The organism is Paenibacillus sp. FSL R7-0273 (assembly GCF_000758625.1).
Classification (GTDB): Bacteria; Bacillota; Bacilli; order Paenibacillales; family Paenibacillaceae; genus Paenibacillus_AQ.
In genome coordinates this window covers 2509558-2527903 of record NZ_CP009283.1, presented here as the reverse complement: position 1 = coordinate 2527903, position 18346 = coordinate 2509558, and the positions used below count along the sequence as shown (strand labels likewise).

2 protein-coding genes are annotated in these 18346 nt (G+C 49.9%); both read right to left on the bottom strand.

Going from position 1 to position 18346, the window contains the following annotated elements:
* Positions 1-19: 19 nt before the first annotated feature.
* On the bottom strand, positions 20-9979 hold the full coding sequence (locus tag R70723_RS10630; RefSeq protein WP_156123806.1) for a chitobiase/beta-hexosaminidase C-terminal domain-containing protein: 9960 nt from the start codon (positions 9977-9979) through the stop codon (positions 20-22).
* A gap of 80 nt (positions 9980-10059) precedes the next feature.
* A complete protein-coding gene (locus tag R70723_RS10625; protein ID WP_039871885.1) occupies positions 10060-18345 on the bottom strand; it encodes an S-layer homology domain-containing protein in 8286 nt (2761 codons plus the stop codon).
* Position 18346 lies beyond the last annotated feature (1 nt).

Below are 18346 nucleotides of genomic sequence, written 5' to 3'. Positions count from 1 at the left end.
CTACTCATTCCTTTTTCGTTTATTGCACTGCAGACATGATATCTTTGAACGCCCAGTGTGTGGCTGGCAGATCCTTGTACTTCACAGCCGATACTGTCAGCTTTTTGGTGCCGACAATGCGGTTGATCATAACTACAGCCTCTGCACGTGTAATCGGAGCGTTCGGTTTGAAGGTGCCGTCAGGGAAGCCTTGCACATACCCGGCCTTAGACAAAGCATTCACATACTGCTCTGACCAGTGGCCCTTCAGATCAGACTGCTTCGTCAATCCGGCAGCTGTAACATCCAGATTCAGGACAGTGGTCATGATCTTCGCGAACTCGGCTCTCGTCAAGCCTTTGGTGCCGCCGAAGCCGCCGTCAGGGTAGCCCTGGATAATGCCTGCCGAAGCAAAGAATGCAGTCAGCTTGTCGTGCTCCGCTGTCACATCGGTGAAGAGATTGCCTACATTTACGTTCTCCATATCAAGCAGCGGTGCCAGGGAAGCAATCAGCTCATATCTTGTGATCGCTGCGCTTGGTTTGAACGTACCGTCTGTGTAACCGGTCATGTACTTAACCTCATCCGCTGTGCTCTTCAGATTGTACTTGGCGTTTTCAACCGCGTACTCGATAGTGATCACCTTATCATCCTGATCGGTAATCATTTTGATCGTCATGTTTCCGGTAATCAGAAGCTCACCGGTGTATTTCGTGCTGTTCACCGTCGGTGTGCTGCCGTCCAGCGTGTAGTAGATGACCTGCCCTTCCGGAGCAGTCAGCTTCAGCTTGCTGTTTCTGGCAACCTTCACCGGTGCCTCGCTGTCACCGTTAATGCTTGCGTTGCTGGTGACTGCTGTGATTGCAGGTTCTTTTACAGGGATAATCGCTACCCCGCCACCACCACCGCCGCCGCCTGTGAATGGTGCAAGCGTCCATACACCTGTCAACATATCACTGCGTACTTTTCCAGGCGCAATTGTAATTGCATTAACTGTTGTTGTGTCGGTCAAGAGAATAGGATCTTTGTAAAGCAATGATGTTTCATTCGGCGTACTTCCATCCAGCGTGTAATAAATGATGCCGTTCGGTTCCTTCGTTGCCAGCTTTACACTAACACTGTGCATAAAGTTTTGCTCTCCCGATACCAGTTCAGGAGCTTTTGCCTTTTGGAACCAGGTTTCCGTAAGCACATCGCTGTACACTTTACCCTTAACAACCGTAATTGCATTGATTGTAGTGGTTTTTTCCAAAACAATCGGTGTACTATAGCGCTGTGATTTTTCATCTGGCTTACTGCCATCCAATGTGTAGTAGATACTTCCGCCCGGCTCTTCTGTTTTCAGAACAACTGTCAGATTATCAACAAAGAATCTGTCAGCGGCTGCAGCTGTTGGAGCTACTGCCTTCTGGAACCAGGTATCCGAAAACACATTACTATACTCTTTGCCCGGGATAATTGTAACTGCGTTGATTGTAGTAGTGCTCTTCAGTACAACCGGCTTGCTGTACAGCAGCGAGGTCTCATTTGGAGTGCTTCCGTCCAGAGTGTAATAAATTCTGGCTCCCTGCTCCTGTGTAACCAGTTCAACTGCCATCTCAGTAATAAAGTACTTATCTTCCGAGTTCGCTGACGGTGTTACCGCCTGCACCGGATATTTTACGGCCGGCTCGTTAATTACAATGCTTCTGCTTGCCCCCTCAACGGAGACGGTTAACTTAACACCGCCTTCGGTAACAAGCTTTCCTGCATTTCCATTCCATTCAACCTGGCTTGGCTCTGCGCTCCAATTAACGGATTCATTGCCGCCGAGTGTAAAGCCGGAAGCCACACGGTTGATCAAATCCTTGGAATCCAGGATAACTGAAGCCGTGCTCAGACTGCCTTCAGCAGTTTCTGCAAATGCCTTAAGCCCGGGATTAAAGGCTTGGACAGCTGTCCAGTGCTCTTCATTCAGACCCGCATAAAGCGTACCGGTTACCAGGTCTACACTATTAGCTGCGTATACCTTGTCTGCAACTTCCATATTGCCGTCCGCAATAACATTATCTTCCGGATTGCTTGGGTTACCTGCTACCGGCTTAGACGCTGCATCAAAGTAAGCAATATTATTCTTCAGCATCTGGAAGTTGAATACGGAATCGCTTATATCCGCAGATGCACTCTTCTGGCCTGCAATTCCTCCGAAGAATGCTGCTCCCGGTGTCAACAGACCGTTAACGGCTGCTCTCACTTCTCCTGTATTTAACGAGGATTCGATAGAACCGCTAATTGCAAAGCCTGCAATACCGCCGCTCCAGGCGTTCACTTTACCTGCGGAGGAAATTCTTCCAGCGTTCAAGCTGTTGTCAATACTGCCGCTGTTAAAGCCCGCGATACCACCGGCGACAGCTTCGTCAGCATTCACATTGACATCTGCATAAGAGATTGAGTCAGTAATACTGCCCTTTGCCTCATTAAGGCCTGCAATTCCTCCTGCAGTCTTAATCTGTCCGCTGAAGCTTCCGCCAAAGCTGGAGGTGCTGATTGTACCAGCGTTTGCTCCGGTAATACCGCCGGCCGCTTCAGCACTGCCGCTGATGCCTCCGCGTGCGCCGGAATTTTCAATTGTACCTGTGTTCTCTCCTGCAATACCGCCAAGCAGCTTCCATTCACCGCCTAGCATAGCACTCGAGGTTGAATCTTGAATAGCTCCTGTATTCAATCCGGCAACACCGCCGGCTGATTGTCCCCAGCCGCCAATTCCCTGGTCTGAGGCAGAAGAATCTATGCCGCCTTCATTCACACCCGCAATACCGCCGGCATAAACTTCGGCTCCGTAGGACTCAACCACTGCATTGGACACTGCATTATTAATAGTTCCATTCTCTGTGTTCCGGCCGGCAATGCCGCCAAGAGCTTTTCCGCTGCCGCTATCTGCAGAGATAGAGCTATTGATGCCCGTTGGGATAACGCCGCCGCCGCCGGCGGACGATTCCATGAGACTGCTAATTCTTCCGCCTGAGCTGGAGTTATTGATTGTCCCAGTATTTATTCCGGCAATACCGCCGGCACTGAACTCAGAGCCAGGAGCATTTACACGCGTATTGGATTCCGCAGCTGTAATGGTACCCGCCTGGGCATTTCGGCCGGCAATACCGCCAAGCGCCGTCCAGTTGCCGCTAATGCTTGCTGTGGAGCCGGCATTTTCAATTGCTCCGGCATTTACTCCGGCAATACCGCCTGCTGCGTCTCCGCTGCCGTTAATGTTTCCGCTGGAGCTGGAAGCACTAACAGTACCTGTGTTCATTCCGGCAATTCCGCCAAGGCGGTCTGTACCGGTCAGCATCAGGTCTGTAGCCACAACCTCATTGATAGTACCTTCGTTAACACCTGCAGCACTTCCAGTTGCTTCAGTACCCTTCAGGGTTGCACTGATTGTAACACCGGAGATCACTCCAGTACTGCGGTTAATTCCCGCAACTACACCTGTGTTCTTACCGGCACCTGCTGCTCCTGCAACATTAACATTTGTAATTTCCCCAAGGTTTTCTGTTACAAAGCCTGTATACTGGCCTTCTGTTACAGCCAGCTTCAGTCCGGAGAGCGTATAGCCCTGTCCGTCAAACTTGTCCTTGAAGCTGTCAAACGCTACCCAGGCTTTACCGCCAAGGTCAATATCCCCGCCAAGCAGCAGTGTATTGATCTCAGGTTTCCCGTTAGCTGTTCTGTTGTACAGGTGGTAGTAATCCAAACCTGTCTCGTTATAGAGCAGAACCGCTCCAATCAGTTGTGCCGGTGTGTTAAGAGTAACGGCACCTTCGTTAAAGCTGTCCAGGAAGGTAATGTCATAGTCAATATTCCACATTCCTGATGCAAGCGGATTAAGCGCCTGACCCTTCGCAAGCTTCACTGCATCTTCGTTTGCGCCTGCATTTTTGCCTACGGCACTTAGTTCTCCTACATACCGTGAGCTGTTCACCTTACCATCCCGGAAATTGTAGCCGACCAGCGATCCCTGCTGGAAGTCTGCTCCCGGTGCACTTGCACTGAGTCCCGGCACATTTGCATAAACATCATTCAGCGTACCGTCGTTATAACCGGCAAAGCCGCCGGTAAATGAACGGGTTGCCGATTTGATACCCGTTGTAGAAACCTTAGATTGCAGCGCATAAGAGCTGCTGATGCTGGCATTTCTTTCTACTGCTGCTGCAAAACCGCCGCTGCGTGTATCTAGAGCAGTATTGGTTACATTGCCTGCAGCATATGAATCACTGATGCTGAAGCGATCGACCGAGCCAACAAAGCCGCCGACATAAGCTCCAAGCTTACCGCTGATATTCAAAGCGCCAGTAGCGTAAGAGAGCTTGATCTGACCTTCACGAATATCTGTTTCGCCCAGCAAACCACCGAAGCCGCCTGCATATATTGTGTTGTCTTTATTAGTATCGGTGATATTAACCGGAATACCGGCATGGGTGTACGTAATAATCATATGGTCGCCCAGACCCACAATTCCACCTGCACGTGTCGAAGGCAGCGAATTGTCCAATGTCAGCGCCGTTCCAATTGTAATCGATTGGCCTGCTCCGGAGGCTGCTTCACTGTGATGAATTTCCCCATCTGCTCCCCAGCCGACAATACCGCCGACATTATAAACACTGCCGGATTCTGCAGTCAGGCTGTTATCGGCAAAAGCATCAACGATGATGCCATTGCTGTAGCCTGCGATTCCGCCTGCATTCACAGTCTTTCCGCCGCTTACCTTAAGGTCAACAGCCGAATTAGAAAGATAGATGGAGGCATCCGTGTTGCGGCCGGTCAATCCGCCTGCATACAGATCCATCTTATTGTCTGTTCCGGTTACTGTAATAGCACCGTTATGAACATTGGCCAGATAAATGCCTCTGTATAGCGGATATGCTTTACCAAAATCAAAGCCAAGATCAATGTCATCACTGTAGCTCGTTCCGGCAATACCGCCTGCTGCAGCTTCACCCGTTTGGGTTGTAACAGTCATTACAGGAGCTGCTTCTACTTTATATAGAATGGTATTCTCGGATTGGCCGACAATCCCGCCTGCTGCCACTGTTTCACCAGGAGCTGCTACCGTGCCTGCGAACGAGCTGTCATTCATGGCTACATTTACAGCCCGGCCGGTGATTCCGCCGATTACTGCTTCCAGAGAATCTGTCACCGTAGCCAATTTAACATTCTCTACTTTTACATGCTCAATATCGAAGGTATTGCTTTCTGAGCCGGCACCCAAGAGTTTCATGCCGCCAAGAGCTCCCTCTTTGATCCCTACAATACCGCCAACTGTGCCGTTACCGTTCAGCTGCACACCGCTGGCTGGTCCTGTTACTGTAATATTCTTAAGCTTAGTGCCGGCAGCAGCCTGTCCGATCACTCCGCCCAGAATGGAGTCAGCGCCCCGTGCTTCGAGCACACCGTCAGTGAAATTCACTTCCAGATCACTAGCCGAACCAGTGCTATAAGCACCGATCAGTCCGCCGGTCATACTGTTCATACCGGATGCGGAGACCCTCAGGTTTGAACTTACTTCAGCCTTCAGACCTGTTACATCACCTGCCTGGCTGCCGACGATTCCGCCCACAACAGCCTGATCAGCAGAGCTGCCGATGCTTCCGTCAATGGCCTGGACAGAATAAGTATCAGCAATCAGATCAGATACGTTCTCACCGATAATACCGCCGGCGATACCTCCGCTATATACGGTCTCAATCCGGCTTCCGCCGTCCAGGGTAAGTTTTAGTCCAGAGACATCTCCAGTATTCTTACCGATGACACCGCCAACGGTTCCGCCGCTGATTTTAATACCGTTCAACAGCTTCAAATCAACGTTAGATACTGTACCAAGATTCAAGCCTGCCAGAGCGCCGCTGAATTGATTGCCTGTTACAGACAGCGGTTCAAGATTAATATTGGATACTGTCCCGTCCACCCCTATTACTCCGAACAGACCGGAATACGTGAAGACTGGCTGGAGTGTAAGACCGTCAATCAGCTGATTGCCGCCGTCAAAGGCTCCTTCAAAAGCATTTTCTTCCTTGTCGCCGATTGGAACCCATTGCTTGGATTGGATATGAATCGGATTCAGGACCGTGATTGTTCTTCCTGTGAAATTGAACTTGTCCACCCCTGCAATTGTACCGTTAACAATTGCCGCAAGTCCTGCAAGCTCAGCTTCAGTAGTAATCTGGAAGTCTATAGCATCCTTGTCCTTCATGTACCAGTTGATGTTGGCATTCACCTCATTGCCGACATCCCCGCCTGTATTCGCTTCGCGGTTCACTTCAGGATATTTGTAGCTGGCGTTCAATGAGCCGTATTTCCAGGCGCCGTTGAAATCCCAGCCGGACAATTCAGGGAATACAGTGCGATCCTTCAGTGTAGCTGAAAGAATAGTAGTGAGCCGTACATGCACGTTCAACCAGCGGTGGTTGCCCTCTGCAAAATCCGGCAGATCCTTGTTGATGTTCAGTGAATCATCTTTAATATAGTAGGTTTTGTATAATAGCTCTTTGCTGGCATTGTCATAACGACCCGCAAACCCGCCGGCATAAGCCCCCGCTTTAGTTGATACTTCTGCTGCGGAGTAGGCGTTAGTTACTTTACCGTCTTTAATTCTGCCGATGAAGCCGCCGGCATAAGAATTAGCTGCAGTTGCAGAGACGCTCTTTGCTACGTAAGAGTTCTTCACGGAACCGCCGGTAAGCTCACCGATTAGTCCTCCGACATTTGTATAGACACCTTCTGCCGTAACTTTGGAGGATGTATACGATTGTTCTACTGTTCCTGCACTGTTACGCCCGATCAGACCTCCAAGGAAGACGGATTGGCTGGCTGTACCCGTAGCTTTTCCCGTAACATCAATATCGATATAAGAGCCTTTCACTGCTCCGGTATTCTCTCCAACCAGACCGCCGGCCAGAGTTCCCGCACCTTCAATGGTCAGATTCGCATTGGAATACGTGTAATACAATGTTCCTTTTTCAGTGTTAATTCCTGCCAGGCCGCCAAAGATAACATTATTTCCTCTGGAGGAGACAGAAATTTTATCTGTGATGCTGTTGTTGGCAATCAGAGTGCGGTTCTCACCAACCATACCGCCGAGCTTAGAATTCGGTGCCGTTACTGCGATGCTTCCCTGCGTACGGCTGTTCTGAAGAGAGCTTACTGCAGTTCCCGGATTCAGTACAGGGTCACCTGTACGGGCATCGTTCAGGCCGGCAATCCCTCCGATTGTAGAGTTTGTTGCTGTAGCATTCACCTTAAGGCTAAGGCCGGTGATGTAACTGTTTGTGATAACTGCTGAATCTGTACCCAGATTATAGCCGGTCATCCCCCCTGTAGTTGCGGAAGGACCATTAATTGTAAGGTTCAGTGCTTTACCGACCAGACGCTCAATTCTGGATTTGTCATTGTATCCGACAAACCCGCCGGTATAGCCGTTGGCTGCTTCTTTTGTTGTATTCAGAAGCAAATTTTCCAGATTGACTGTAGTGGCATCTCCGCTTAAGCTACTGTTCTCCAGAACACCAACTAAGCCTCCTGCGTTAACATTTGCTGTCTTCACTGAGATGCTGGCATAATCCGGTACTGTCGCACCCACTACAGGATTAACAATATCTGTAGCTGTGGCATATCCGACCAAACCGCCGGCTTTGATATCCGGCGCGTTAACAGTAAGAATAGCTTCCTCACCAGCATGGAGTACCGGAGTAATAATGCTGGCCCGGTTTGATGCATCTGCACCTGCTGAACGGCCGGCAATTCCTCCTACCTCAGTCCGTGCGCCTTCAGCTGTAATGTTAACTACATGCGCCGTCGCATCTGTCAAGGATCCGGTATTAAGACCGGTAACCCCTCCCAGCAGCGCGTCAGTGCTCTGAGCGTTAAGGGTGATATTTTGAGCCAGTACATAAGGAGCTGCCCCATGGTTCTCACCGAAGATTCCCCCAACATGAGCTGCTGTTCCTTTGGCATTAACCGTAATCCGGCTTGCTTCAATATACATTGCTGATGAACGGCTTATCCCGATTGCACCGCCGGCAATGCTATTATCGGCATTCAAATCTATTAAATAATCCTGTACAACAACAGGAGCCTCTTTTGTCCCGATCACGGCCAGCGCGTTCAGCTTCCCTGCTGCTGCTCCAAGCGTATAGGCGCTTTTTCCGCTTTCGTTAAGAAGTCCTACTCTGAAAGCACGGCTGTCTGTAAGCGCCAGCGCTTTATCATTGATACCAACCAGACCGCCGAATGTAATATTGTCTGCACCGGCAGACGTATTACTAACGGCCGCCTCAATAATCAGGCTCTTATAATCTGAAGATTCTGAATCACCGGCAATTGCGCCGCTGATTGTACCTTGTGCACTGCCTGCGATCCCGCCGACAATACCTCCTTCAGATGTAGCCTTAAGCTTAATGTATTTAACGGATACGTTATTAAGCGTTCCATCCAAATAACCTGTGATCCCGCCGGTTGTACCATCTGAAGTAATAGTTGGAATAGAAGCAACATCGCCCGCCTGGGATGCCTGTATGCTTCCACCCAGCTCATAGCCGGTTATTCCGCCTGTATACACTTCGGATGTCCCTACAGCATTGATGCTGCCTGCAAAGGAAGCATTACTGATAATCCCGCCAGCATCATAACCGGCAATACCGCCTGTATAAATTACAGTATTACCGCTAGCCTGAATATCAGCTGTATTCTTATAGGCGTCTGCGGTTGTATTGTTCAAAATGATACCTTTGGCTGCGTAACCGATTAATCCGCCGGTGTAGATATTCTGTACACCAGTCGCGGTTACATCCGTAGCGTTAGTATACGGCTTAGTCCAGGTAACAGTGCTGCCTGCGTAGCCGGCAATACCTCCTGTATGCACATTGCTCCCGCCATTATTAATAATAGCTGCAGTATTGTCGAATGCAATACTCATATCCGGACTGGTTATCACACCAGCCGCACCAAGCAAGCCGCCTGCATATGTTGCGTTTGCGGCAGGAGCCTGAATAGTAACCGGTCCGCTATTGCTGGTTGCGTCCGAGAATACTGCCGTATTGTCAATTTTACCGGTAATGCCTCCCGCAAAGACTGTAGCACCACCGTTTACAGTAACTGGAGCACTATTACTGATTACCGTGTTCTCATCATTGAGGACCAGCGTACCGATTGCATAACCTGCGATACCACCGGCGTAGACGGTGTCCCCGCCTTGTGCGTTAGCAAGTACAGAGCCTGAGTTGGTTACTTTCTTTACATTCAGTCCTGCTGCATCAGCGTAGCCAACAATTCCGCCAGCTGCAGAAGAACCGTTAGCAGTAACTGCACCATAGTTGAAAGAGTTGGCAATAGAGCCTTCCCCCATCCCTACAATCCCGCCTGCGTAGGCAGTGAAGGGAGCACTATCCGTTGTAACAGTAATGTAGTTGTTGATGTCATAGACGATACTGGAACCCGACATTTTTCCGACTGCCGCTCCTGCATAGACATCATAGGTAACACTTGTTACACTGATCGATCCGTTATCCCGGAACTGAAATCCCCCAACGGTACCCCCGATCATATTACCTACCAGCCCCTGGTAGGACAGATCAGGCTTTACGTTCATCCCGGAAATTTCGATTATTTGTCCATCCTTTGATATGAGCGTTCCTAGAAAAGGATACTCTCCGGTTCCGATAGGTACCCATAGATATCCGCTCAAATTAAGGTCCTGGTCTACTTCCATAATTTTGCCGCTGAGACCGTTAATCTTATTTCCATTGTCATCCGTATCTTCATTTACAAGCTTCGCTACCCCAGCGAGCTTCTGAACCGTATCAATCTTAAAGGTCGTATAGTCCGGGTCGTACCATGACGTATCTGCCGGGGTTAACCAGGTTTGGCCGTCAGCTTTGGCCATCAAGCCGCCGGTAACTGCCGCGATAGTCAGTACGATCAGTACAACCGCCAACCCGAGGATTGATTTTGTCTTTAATGCCATCATGACACCACCTTAAAATAGAAATGTAATTCAATACAGTAGGATACCCACACCAGTTCTTCAACAGGTGTGGGTCCTCTGATCTATTGTTTGTCTGTAATATACTGGCTGAGTCTGATTGCAATAACTGCAGCTTCGGCTCTGGTTAATACGCCGGATGGATTAATGCTGCCGTCAACACCACGGATAATACCGTATTTGATGCTGAGCGCGGTCGATTGCTTAGCCCAGGCCGGGATTGAATCTTTATCGGCGTAGGTACTGAGTAATTGCGTAGCTTCTGCATCACTAAGGATCTCACCGCCGGCACTGACCACATTCAGCAGTCTTCCAACCATCGTCATTGCTTCCATTCTTGAAACAGTATCCTGAGGAGCATATTTACCGGCACTTTGTCCGGTGACGATACCAAGTCCGGCTGCAATGGATACACTGCGGTTATACCAGCTGCCAGCTGACACATCCGTGAAGTTCTGCCCGATGAACGTATTGTTCATAAGACCTGCTACTCTAAGCAGAATAGTCGGCAGCTCTGCACGGGTAACTTGTGCCTGTGGAGCAAAGCTGTCAGCTGATTTACCCAGCACGAACAATTTGCCGGAAGCTTCATTAATACCTGCTGCTCCCCAGAAGCTGCTGGATACATCTTTGAAGAGCTTGCTGTTGTTAATAAAGAACAGGCTGCCTTCTCCGGTAATCTGCACATCCACATTGCTTCCGCTGCTATCCTTCTTCCAAGGGATAGTTGTCCAGTTGCCTTGTCCATCCTTCAGTACCACCGCTGTAATTTCAGCTGCTGTTATTCCCGCAGGAATGGCTACTTTAGCCTTCATAGACGGTGTCCATTTGCCGGAAGCCAGATTGGCTGTAACTGTGGCTCCTTGTCCAGACCCCAGTACACTGAAGTTCTGCGCTTTCGCCAGTGCCGTCATTGCATTCTTGTCTGATACAGCGTTGTTTGCAACCGTAATCTTGAGCGGGCCTGTAAGTCCGGCCAGGTTCTCCGGTGTCAGCACAAACTGCCCAAGCGGTACATTGACCGCAATATTCTTCTTCGCTGTAACAGCCTGCTGTACCACACTCAGATCCAGTGTTATATCGTAGCCTGTTGCTGTAGCATCAGTGCTGTTGATCACAATATCGCCACTGCCTTCTGCAGCTTTACTGCTGTCAGTAACATGGATTACTGCTGTCGTATTATTCCACGCAGCTTCAACATCCTGACCGTTTAATGTTACCGACGGCAATACGCCAGGTGCTGGTGTAGGTGCCGGCGATGCTGCCGGTGCAACAGGGCCTCCACCTCCAGGACTACCACCCGGTATACCATTAAAGATTTTCGCAGTGGTCATATTAGACGAAACAGCCTGCTTCTCTTTGGAAGTCCGTTTAGCTACAACAATTACATCATCAGGCTTGGCAGCAACTACTCCGGTTGCCGGCAGCAGACTCCAGCTGCTCAAGTCCGAATTGAATTGCGGAAGCACAGCATTCTTACCACCGATGAAAACTTTGTAGACAAGTTCTTGACCAGCCAGATCACCAGGTTCAAGGATTAATTGAGTATGTCCGGTATCATTGGTGAGTTCTGTTGCTGAAACCGATATTTTGGAATAAATAATTGCTCCAGCCATTCCTGCCCCCATAGAGAGCTTGTCCTGGGTAGTCCGTTTAGCTACGACAACGACATTACCGCTGCTTACAGGAAGCAGTCCATTATCTGGAAGCTTACTCCATGCGCTTAAATCAGACTTAAATTCCGGAAGTACTGCTGTGGCAGCACTATTGTATACCTTGTATACCAGTTCCTGGCCAGCCATATTACTAGGGGCTACTTCAACCTTTGTATGAAGCTCATCTTTGTTGACTGCCTTTGTTGAAACAGACAGACCAGTAAAGACAATTGCCGGTACGGTAGCAGCCGCCATGGCCAATTTGTTCAGGGATGTCCGTTTGGCTACTACAACGACATCACCAGTCTTAGCAGGAACCTTTCCGTCCGCAGGGAGTATACTCCAGTCACTCAAATCCGCTTTAAACTCCGGAAGAGTAACTTTGCTGTCTCCGCTGTAAACTTTATACGCCAGCTGCTGGCCGGTCATATCACCAGAATCGGAAACAATAACTGTACTATGTGAGGTGTCATTGTTTATTGCATGTGATGAAATAACCAGACTGCCCAGCTTCACAGGCTCAGGCACTTCAACCGAAGCAACCGTAAAGCCCTGGATTGTTACTCCATCCGCTACTGTGTACTCCCCTGTAATCAGGCTTGAGCCTGTTGCAAGGGCGGTGACGGTAGTGGTGCGCTGCTGTGTTGCTTCATTAACCACGGTCTCCACATCAACCGAATCTCCGGATGCTACAGAGTAGGTGATTTTGCTCATGTCTTTTTGACTTACTTCGACTTGCTTATACTTCGTTTTACCGTTCTCGTCCTTGCCGTCGGCCACTTTTAGATAAGCCTTAGCAATGATGCTCTTGTCTCCAGGCTGAAGAGAAGGAACCTGCTCGAGAATCAGTGCCGAAGGAACATCAAAGCTTTCATTCGAGATGTTCACAACAGCCGAGTTTTCATTTCCCGCACCGTCTGTAGCAATGAATTGAAGCGCAACGGTCGGATCAGCCGATGCTACAGGCACTTGTGCATTAAAGGTCCCGTCCTCAGCAACCGGAACTACCGTGCTGCCTACTTTCAGCAGAGTTCCTTTTGTAGTAGTACCTGCAACAGTGATCTTATTGCCCGAACCGTCGTTAGCCGTTCTTGCTCCAGTCGCTGGCTGGTCAATGTAGAGCACAGGCGCAATGGTATCAACTGTCAGATAAAGCATGGTTACGGAAAGGTCCTTGGTTACTGTATTCGTTGCACGCAGTTCTACAGCAAACGGTCCGTCTGTCTGGAACTTGGTCAGCTTCAGCGTGCCCTGGCTTCCGCTTGCAGTGTTGCTAAGCGCTGCCTTACCGATCGACTCTTCCGCGTAGAATGCTTCAACGGTTACATTTTTCTGATCTGAAGTAAACGTCAGTGTCTGTTCCGTTTGCTTGGTAAGCAGATTGATGTAATCTCCGGTGTTCTCCACGGTACCTTGGCCTGTCACATTCAGCTTAGGCTTAACAGGTACAGGAAGCAGCTTCTTCGCAGCAGCAATCCGGTCTGCGTAGTGGTAATTCTGGTTCTTGTCATCAGCCTCTGTCGGAACTGTTGCTGCCGACACGCCGATTTCGTATTCATATCCGACTTCAAGACCGACATACTTCACATCCTTCAGGTCCATTGTGGTACCTTCCAGACTTCCAAGCTCCACAACATCTGATGTGGAGGTTGCGGACCAGCCGCCGATCAGAATGTCTTCATACTTGCCTGTTGCCGCATTCCAGTAAGGGGCAAGCTCCGATTCTGTAAACAGGATTTCACCGAAATTGTCATAATCCTTCATTTCGCCGTCCTGCAGACGTTTTGCATCAATAATATAGCTGTGCTCATAGCCGCTGTGTCCGGCTTTCTTCGCTCCCGGCTTGAAGGAAAGGGCAAACAGTCCGTTTCCTGCCGGTTCTACCTTCAGATCGCTGACGTTCTGCGGTGCAAACGGATCAACAATCTCAAACTTCTGCACCGAGGTCTTCGTAGCGAAGGTCGCGCTGGATTTCAGCTCGGCACGCAGATAGTAATTCCCTTGTCTCAGCAGTCCGCGGATATCCTCCGGATTGCCCATCAGGGTTACATTCGTTACGTCAATACTGGTGCTTCCGCTGGTTACTCCGCCGCTGACGCCGCCGTTCTGGCCGACCGGAATATCCTTGGCAATAAGCAGACCAGGATCACCTGCTTCAAGCACGGACTCTCCGTTATCCAGCGTTGTTGTTTCCTTGGAAACCGCATCCTGGGCCAAATACAGATTGATTGTATCCCCTTCGGCTGCATTGGCTACTTTCCAGGAAGCGTTGAACTTATTCGCATTCGAGCCGTCCTTAGCCAGAACGATATCGTTCAGCTGTGGTGCAGTCGGTACGTTCAGCAGCTTGGTTTTGACCGGGGAAACAGCCGTCAGTGTCCATGTGCCGCTATTTACCTTATCTGCAGGAACGATGACATATGCTTTACGCACATCGACCTGGTCTTTGGAGTTTGCTGCCGGAATATATTGAGTGAACGCATTGGCAGTCGGGTCCGTATTCGTGTTATCGAATTTAACCGGGAATAGCTTGCCGTTTGCATCCTTCAGTGTGAATTCCGGACGATCCTTGGATTCATATTCTATTTCGATAACCGCATTACCGGTTACATCACCCATTGGAATCTCATGTACTCTGCCGCTGTTTTTAACCGTGATGCCGCCTACGCTGACGTTCAGAGAACCATTTTCAACGTATTCCACACCTTCGGCTACTTCGCGGTAGACAATTTCCTGATTCTCCTGCTCGGCTGCCGGAACAGCTGCTGCGGAGGTTGCCAAAGTTTCAACACCTTGACCGATAACCATCAGACGAGGTCCGAGCTCAGGGTCATCTACAACCAGATGAATAACGCCATCCGGCAGCTGGTCTGTCGAAGTTCCGAATTCAACCCCGCCGCCCCAGTAATAGGTGATTCCGAGCGAGATCAGCAGAATGCCGATGCTGCCCCATACCTTATCATTGTTGACTCCGAGGAACATGCTGGATAGCGGCATACCGCCGACAATCGGCACATCATTAGGAATCTGAATTTTGGAGCCGATATAGCCTTCAAAATCAGTACGGTTCTTCTCGAGGTTCTGCCCGACAAAGATCCCCGCTTTACCGATAATGATATCCCATCCGCCGATATCCATCTCTGCCTCCACGCGCACGAACCAAGGGGTTACCCACTGGGCTTCAAGCAGCGCTTTGGTGAGCATCGGCAGCTTATCATCATCTTCCGGATCTGCCATAGTGGAGAAATCCATCTTACCCTCCACTTTAAGTCCGGTCCGTTTTACCGTCAGATCGACATCTCCGAAGAAGTAAGCCGGAGCCATACCAAAGCGTAAGCTTACACCTGCTGATACAGTCAGCGGGAACGGATCATCCTTGCTTCCGCCGGCAATCGTATCCGCAAGCTCACGAACCGCGCCGCGGATTCCAGTCAGATACGTAGCACCCGTGATCAGAATACCCGGAGAAGGAAGTCCCGCCCCGAAGGCGATGACATCCGGCAGAATCCGGCCGTCTCTAACCTTTTTCAGGGACAGCTCAACCGACACTTCGAGCATGTTCTTAAGCTGGGCATCAAATGCCAGCCCGTACTGGTTCTCTACCGGCTCTCCGCCGATATCCTGGACAAAGTGGGTGACTGTAATTTCACCGCTTGGGCTTGCCGGTCCGTCGTCATCCTTTTTCTTGGCGCCTTCCTTCTTAGGTCCGAATAAGCCAACTTCCTCACCCAAGTCGAATTTGAGGGCCGCATCAATGCCGACAAAACCTTTATCATTGAATACAACGTTGTTGATTTCTGCATTGATAATCTTCATCGACAGGGAGCCGCCGAAGGAGATCCCTCCTTCTCTTAACATAAAGTCGTTAAAAGAAAGTCCGAAGCCGTCAATTGAGAAGCTCGGCGCTGCGAACAGCGACTGTCTGTTGAAGTATACATCCTCGATCATTACCTGGCGCAGCGGATTCAATCTGTCGCCTACGCCGCCGACTGCCCATTTCAGGCTGCCGTTCTGGGTATCATCTTCAGGATTCGTATTTTCTTCTTCCTCTTCTTCTTCATCATCATCACCCGTGCTGGCCGATGGAAGGTTGAAGTTCTCATCCCCCAGCGACTTGTTGAAGCCGTTAAAGAAGTCCAGCGTCCATTCCCCTTTGTGGAAAATAAAACCGCTGCTGGCTACGCTAAGCGTTCCGTCCCCTTTGATGAACAGGGTATCCAGGAACGGCATATCGTCAGACTGCTTCGCGCCGAAGATATCCAGCTTCCCGCGGACAAACGCCAGATCCTTACCCGTATAAGCTACAGATTCATTTATAATGGCCGGTTCAGTCTTTGTATCTACAATAACCTGCTCGTCAGCCTTGGAGCCGACCTGCTTGATCATCCCGCGAATGACTACGACTACTTCGCGGTCAATCTCCTCTTCCTCTGCTTCAGCCTCGAATTCCTCCAGGTCTTCCTCGGAGTCAAACAGCATGTAGTTATAGAGAGGTGTTTCTTCAAGCGCTTCATCATCCATGAATTCACTCAGCTCGAATTCCGGATCAACAGCCTTGCTGGCCATTCCGATTACCGCTTTGGTCTTCTTGTATTCTGTTACTGCGTTATAGAGGAACGCTCCGTCTTCAAACGGCTCATCCGGGAACAGGCTGTTCAGATCGTCAAGCAAATCTCCGCTTACAGATGAACCGTTCGCGATGCCGCTGACGTCCACCAGCTGCTTGTATACGACCATAATGCCGGCTTCGCGGATACGCGATTCGTCATTGTCGGATACAAGGATGGTCTGTTCAGTGGTGATGTCATACATGGAGGCAATTTCCTCATCGCCGCCGGCATCACCCTTATAATCAATCTCCACCTGGTATTCACCGAGCGGAAGCTCAGGTCCGAGGCCTTCTTCAATTACATTGCCGGCCTCATCCACTTTATCTCCGCCGCGGTAGGTGATTCTCATATCACCGGACATTCCGTCGTCGGTCGGCTGCATTACGACAGCATCCTGTACGTTAACCTTGTAGCGTTCACCCGTCACTGTCTCTTTCAGATACAGATCAAAGTTAGCTGCTGTCGTCTCGTTGCCTGTATTGTAGGCCTCAATGTTCGACAGGTTGACGGTCATATACTTCACGTCGGTGCTGTACAGCTCCTCAGGCGACATTCCGTATACGTAGGTTGGAGTAGCTTCGCCCACCGGAGGCAGCAGGATGAAGTTCGATTTGTTCGACTCATACTGTGCCTTGATGCTTTCATCCGCCATACCCTCAATCTCACTTTGGGTCTCCGGACTGCGTGCTGTAATCATATATTCGCGGGTTGTAGGCCAAGGTCTGCCTTTAGCCTGCACCTTAAACGATGCGGCAATGGTATCACCCGGCTTGTACTTCGGCAGGATGCCCTGCTCCGCTTCTTCAGGCGATGCCGTTTTCTTGAATTCCAGTGTCCGGCTGCGCGTGTTCTCAAGCACTGCATTGCCGTTCGCATCTCTTACGACGTTCCCTTTACTGTCCAGTCTGACGAAGTTCAGTCCGCTTTCGAGCGTAAGCTGCACTTCAATCTTGGAGTGCTCCATGTTAAAAGCGGCCAGATTCTCCACCTCGGCGGTGATATCGAAAATCCCCTCATCCCTGTAGGCACTGTCGTCCTCAAGGGTGGCCAGCTGTTGAATCTGGTCTACATAACGGATTGAGAATACCTTATCCGGAGCAATGATTTCCCCGAGACCGTATATGGTCTCAAAGCTCTGGGAACCCCCGGCTGCAATCTTGTCCGGGTTCCAGTAGAAGGCTACTGCAGAATCGGCGCTTCCGAAATCATTGGTATCACGGGTGAAGTCCAGATTCGGGTTCACCTTGTAATCCCATTTCGTGTTGGCCAGCCCGTTCCAGTGGCCGACAATCATCTCATCAACAATGTTGATGTTCTGCTCGGCAATATTGTTGAAGCCGTAGGCGACAACATTTGTCGCCTGCGGATTGGTCAGGTCCAGCTTGTCACGCATAACCCAGTAGGAAGGAAGCTTGTACAGCGCAGCATCCTCTTCAGGAATGCCTGCTGCACGCGGGTCATGCACCAGCTTTCTTTCTACCATCAGCGGAGCCTGGTAGGCTGTGCCGATCTGTAACAGCGGTCCGTCATTGGCGCCGACCATCGTATCCAGCAGGATACGGCTCCCGACTTCAACTACAGCTCCGCTTTTGTTGTTGACTTCATAACGGATATTGATATTACCGGAATTCACCATATCCTTGCTGTCGGTGTAAAGCATGAGGATCTGCTTGATCTCAACGCCTTTAATTTTCCACAGCATTTCAAGCTGCTTCGTCCCGTTAGAGTTCTCTACAATCTTTGGTGCTGTTGTTTCGGAATAAAACTTGCTGTCGAACTTGTATTTGTTGCCGTAGATATAATCTGTTCCGTCAATCCGGAACGTCGTAAACGACGTTTCCGGATCATCTCCCTGGAACAGCAAATTTGTATTCTGGTCCTTTTTGCGTATTGGCTGGCCTTCAATGGTACGGACACCGTAACGGCCTGTAGCATTATCCACGGTCACCTTGATGAAATCATTCTGGATCGTGGTTGTATTTGTTGCTTTAGCCGCATCCGCCAGGGCATGCAGGCTCTCTGATGTGGACAGGAATACCATCACAAAGGAGAGCATCATCGCACACGTTTTTTTAAGCAGCTTCACC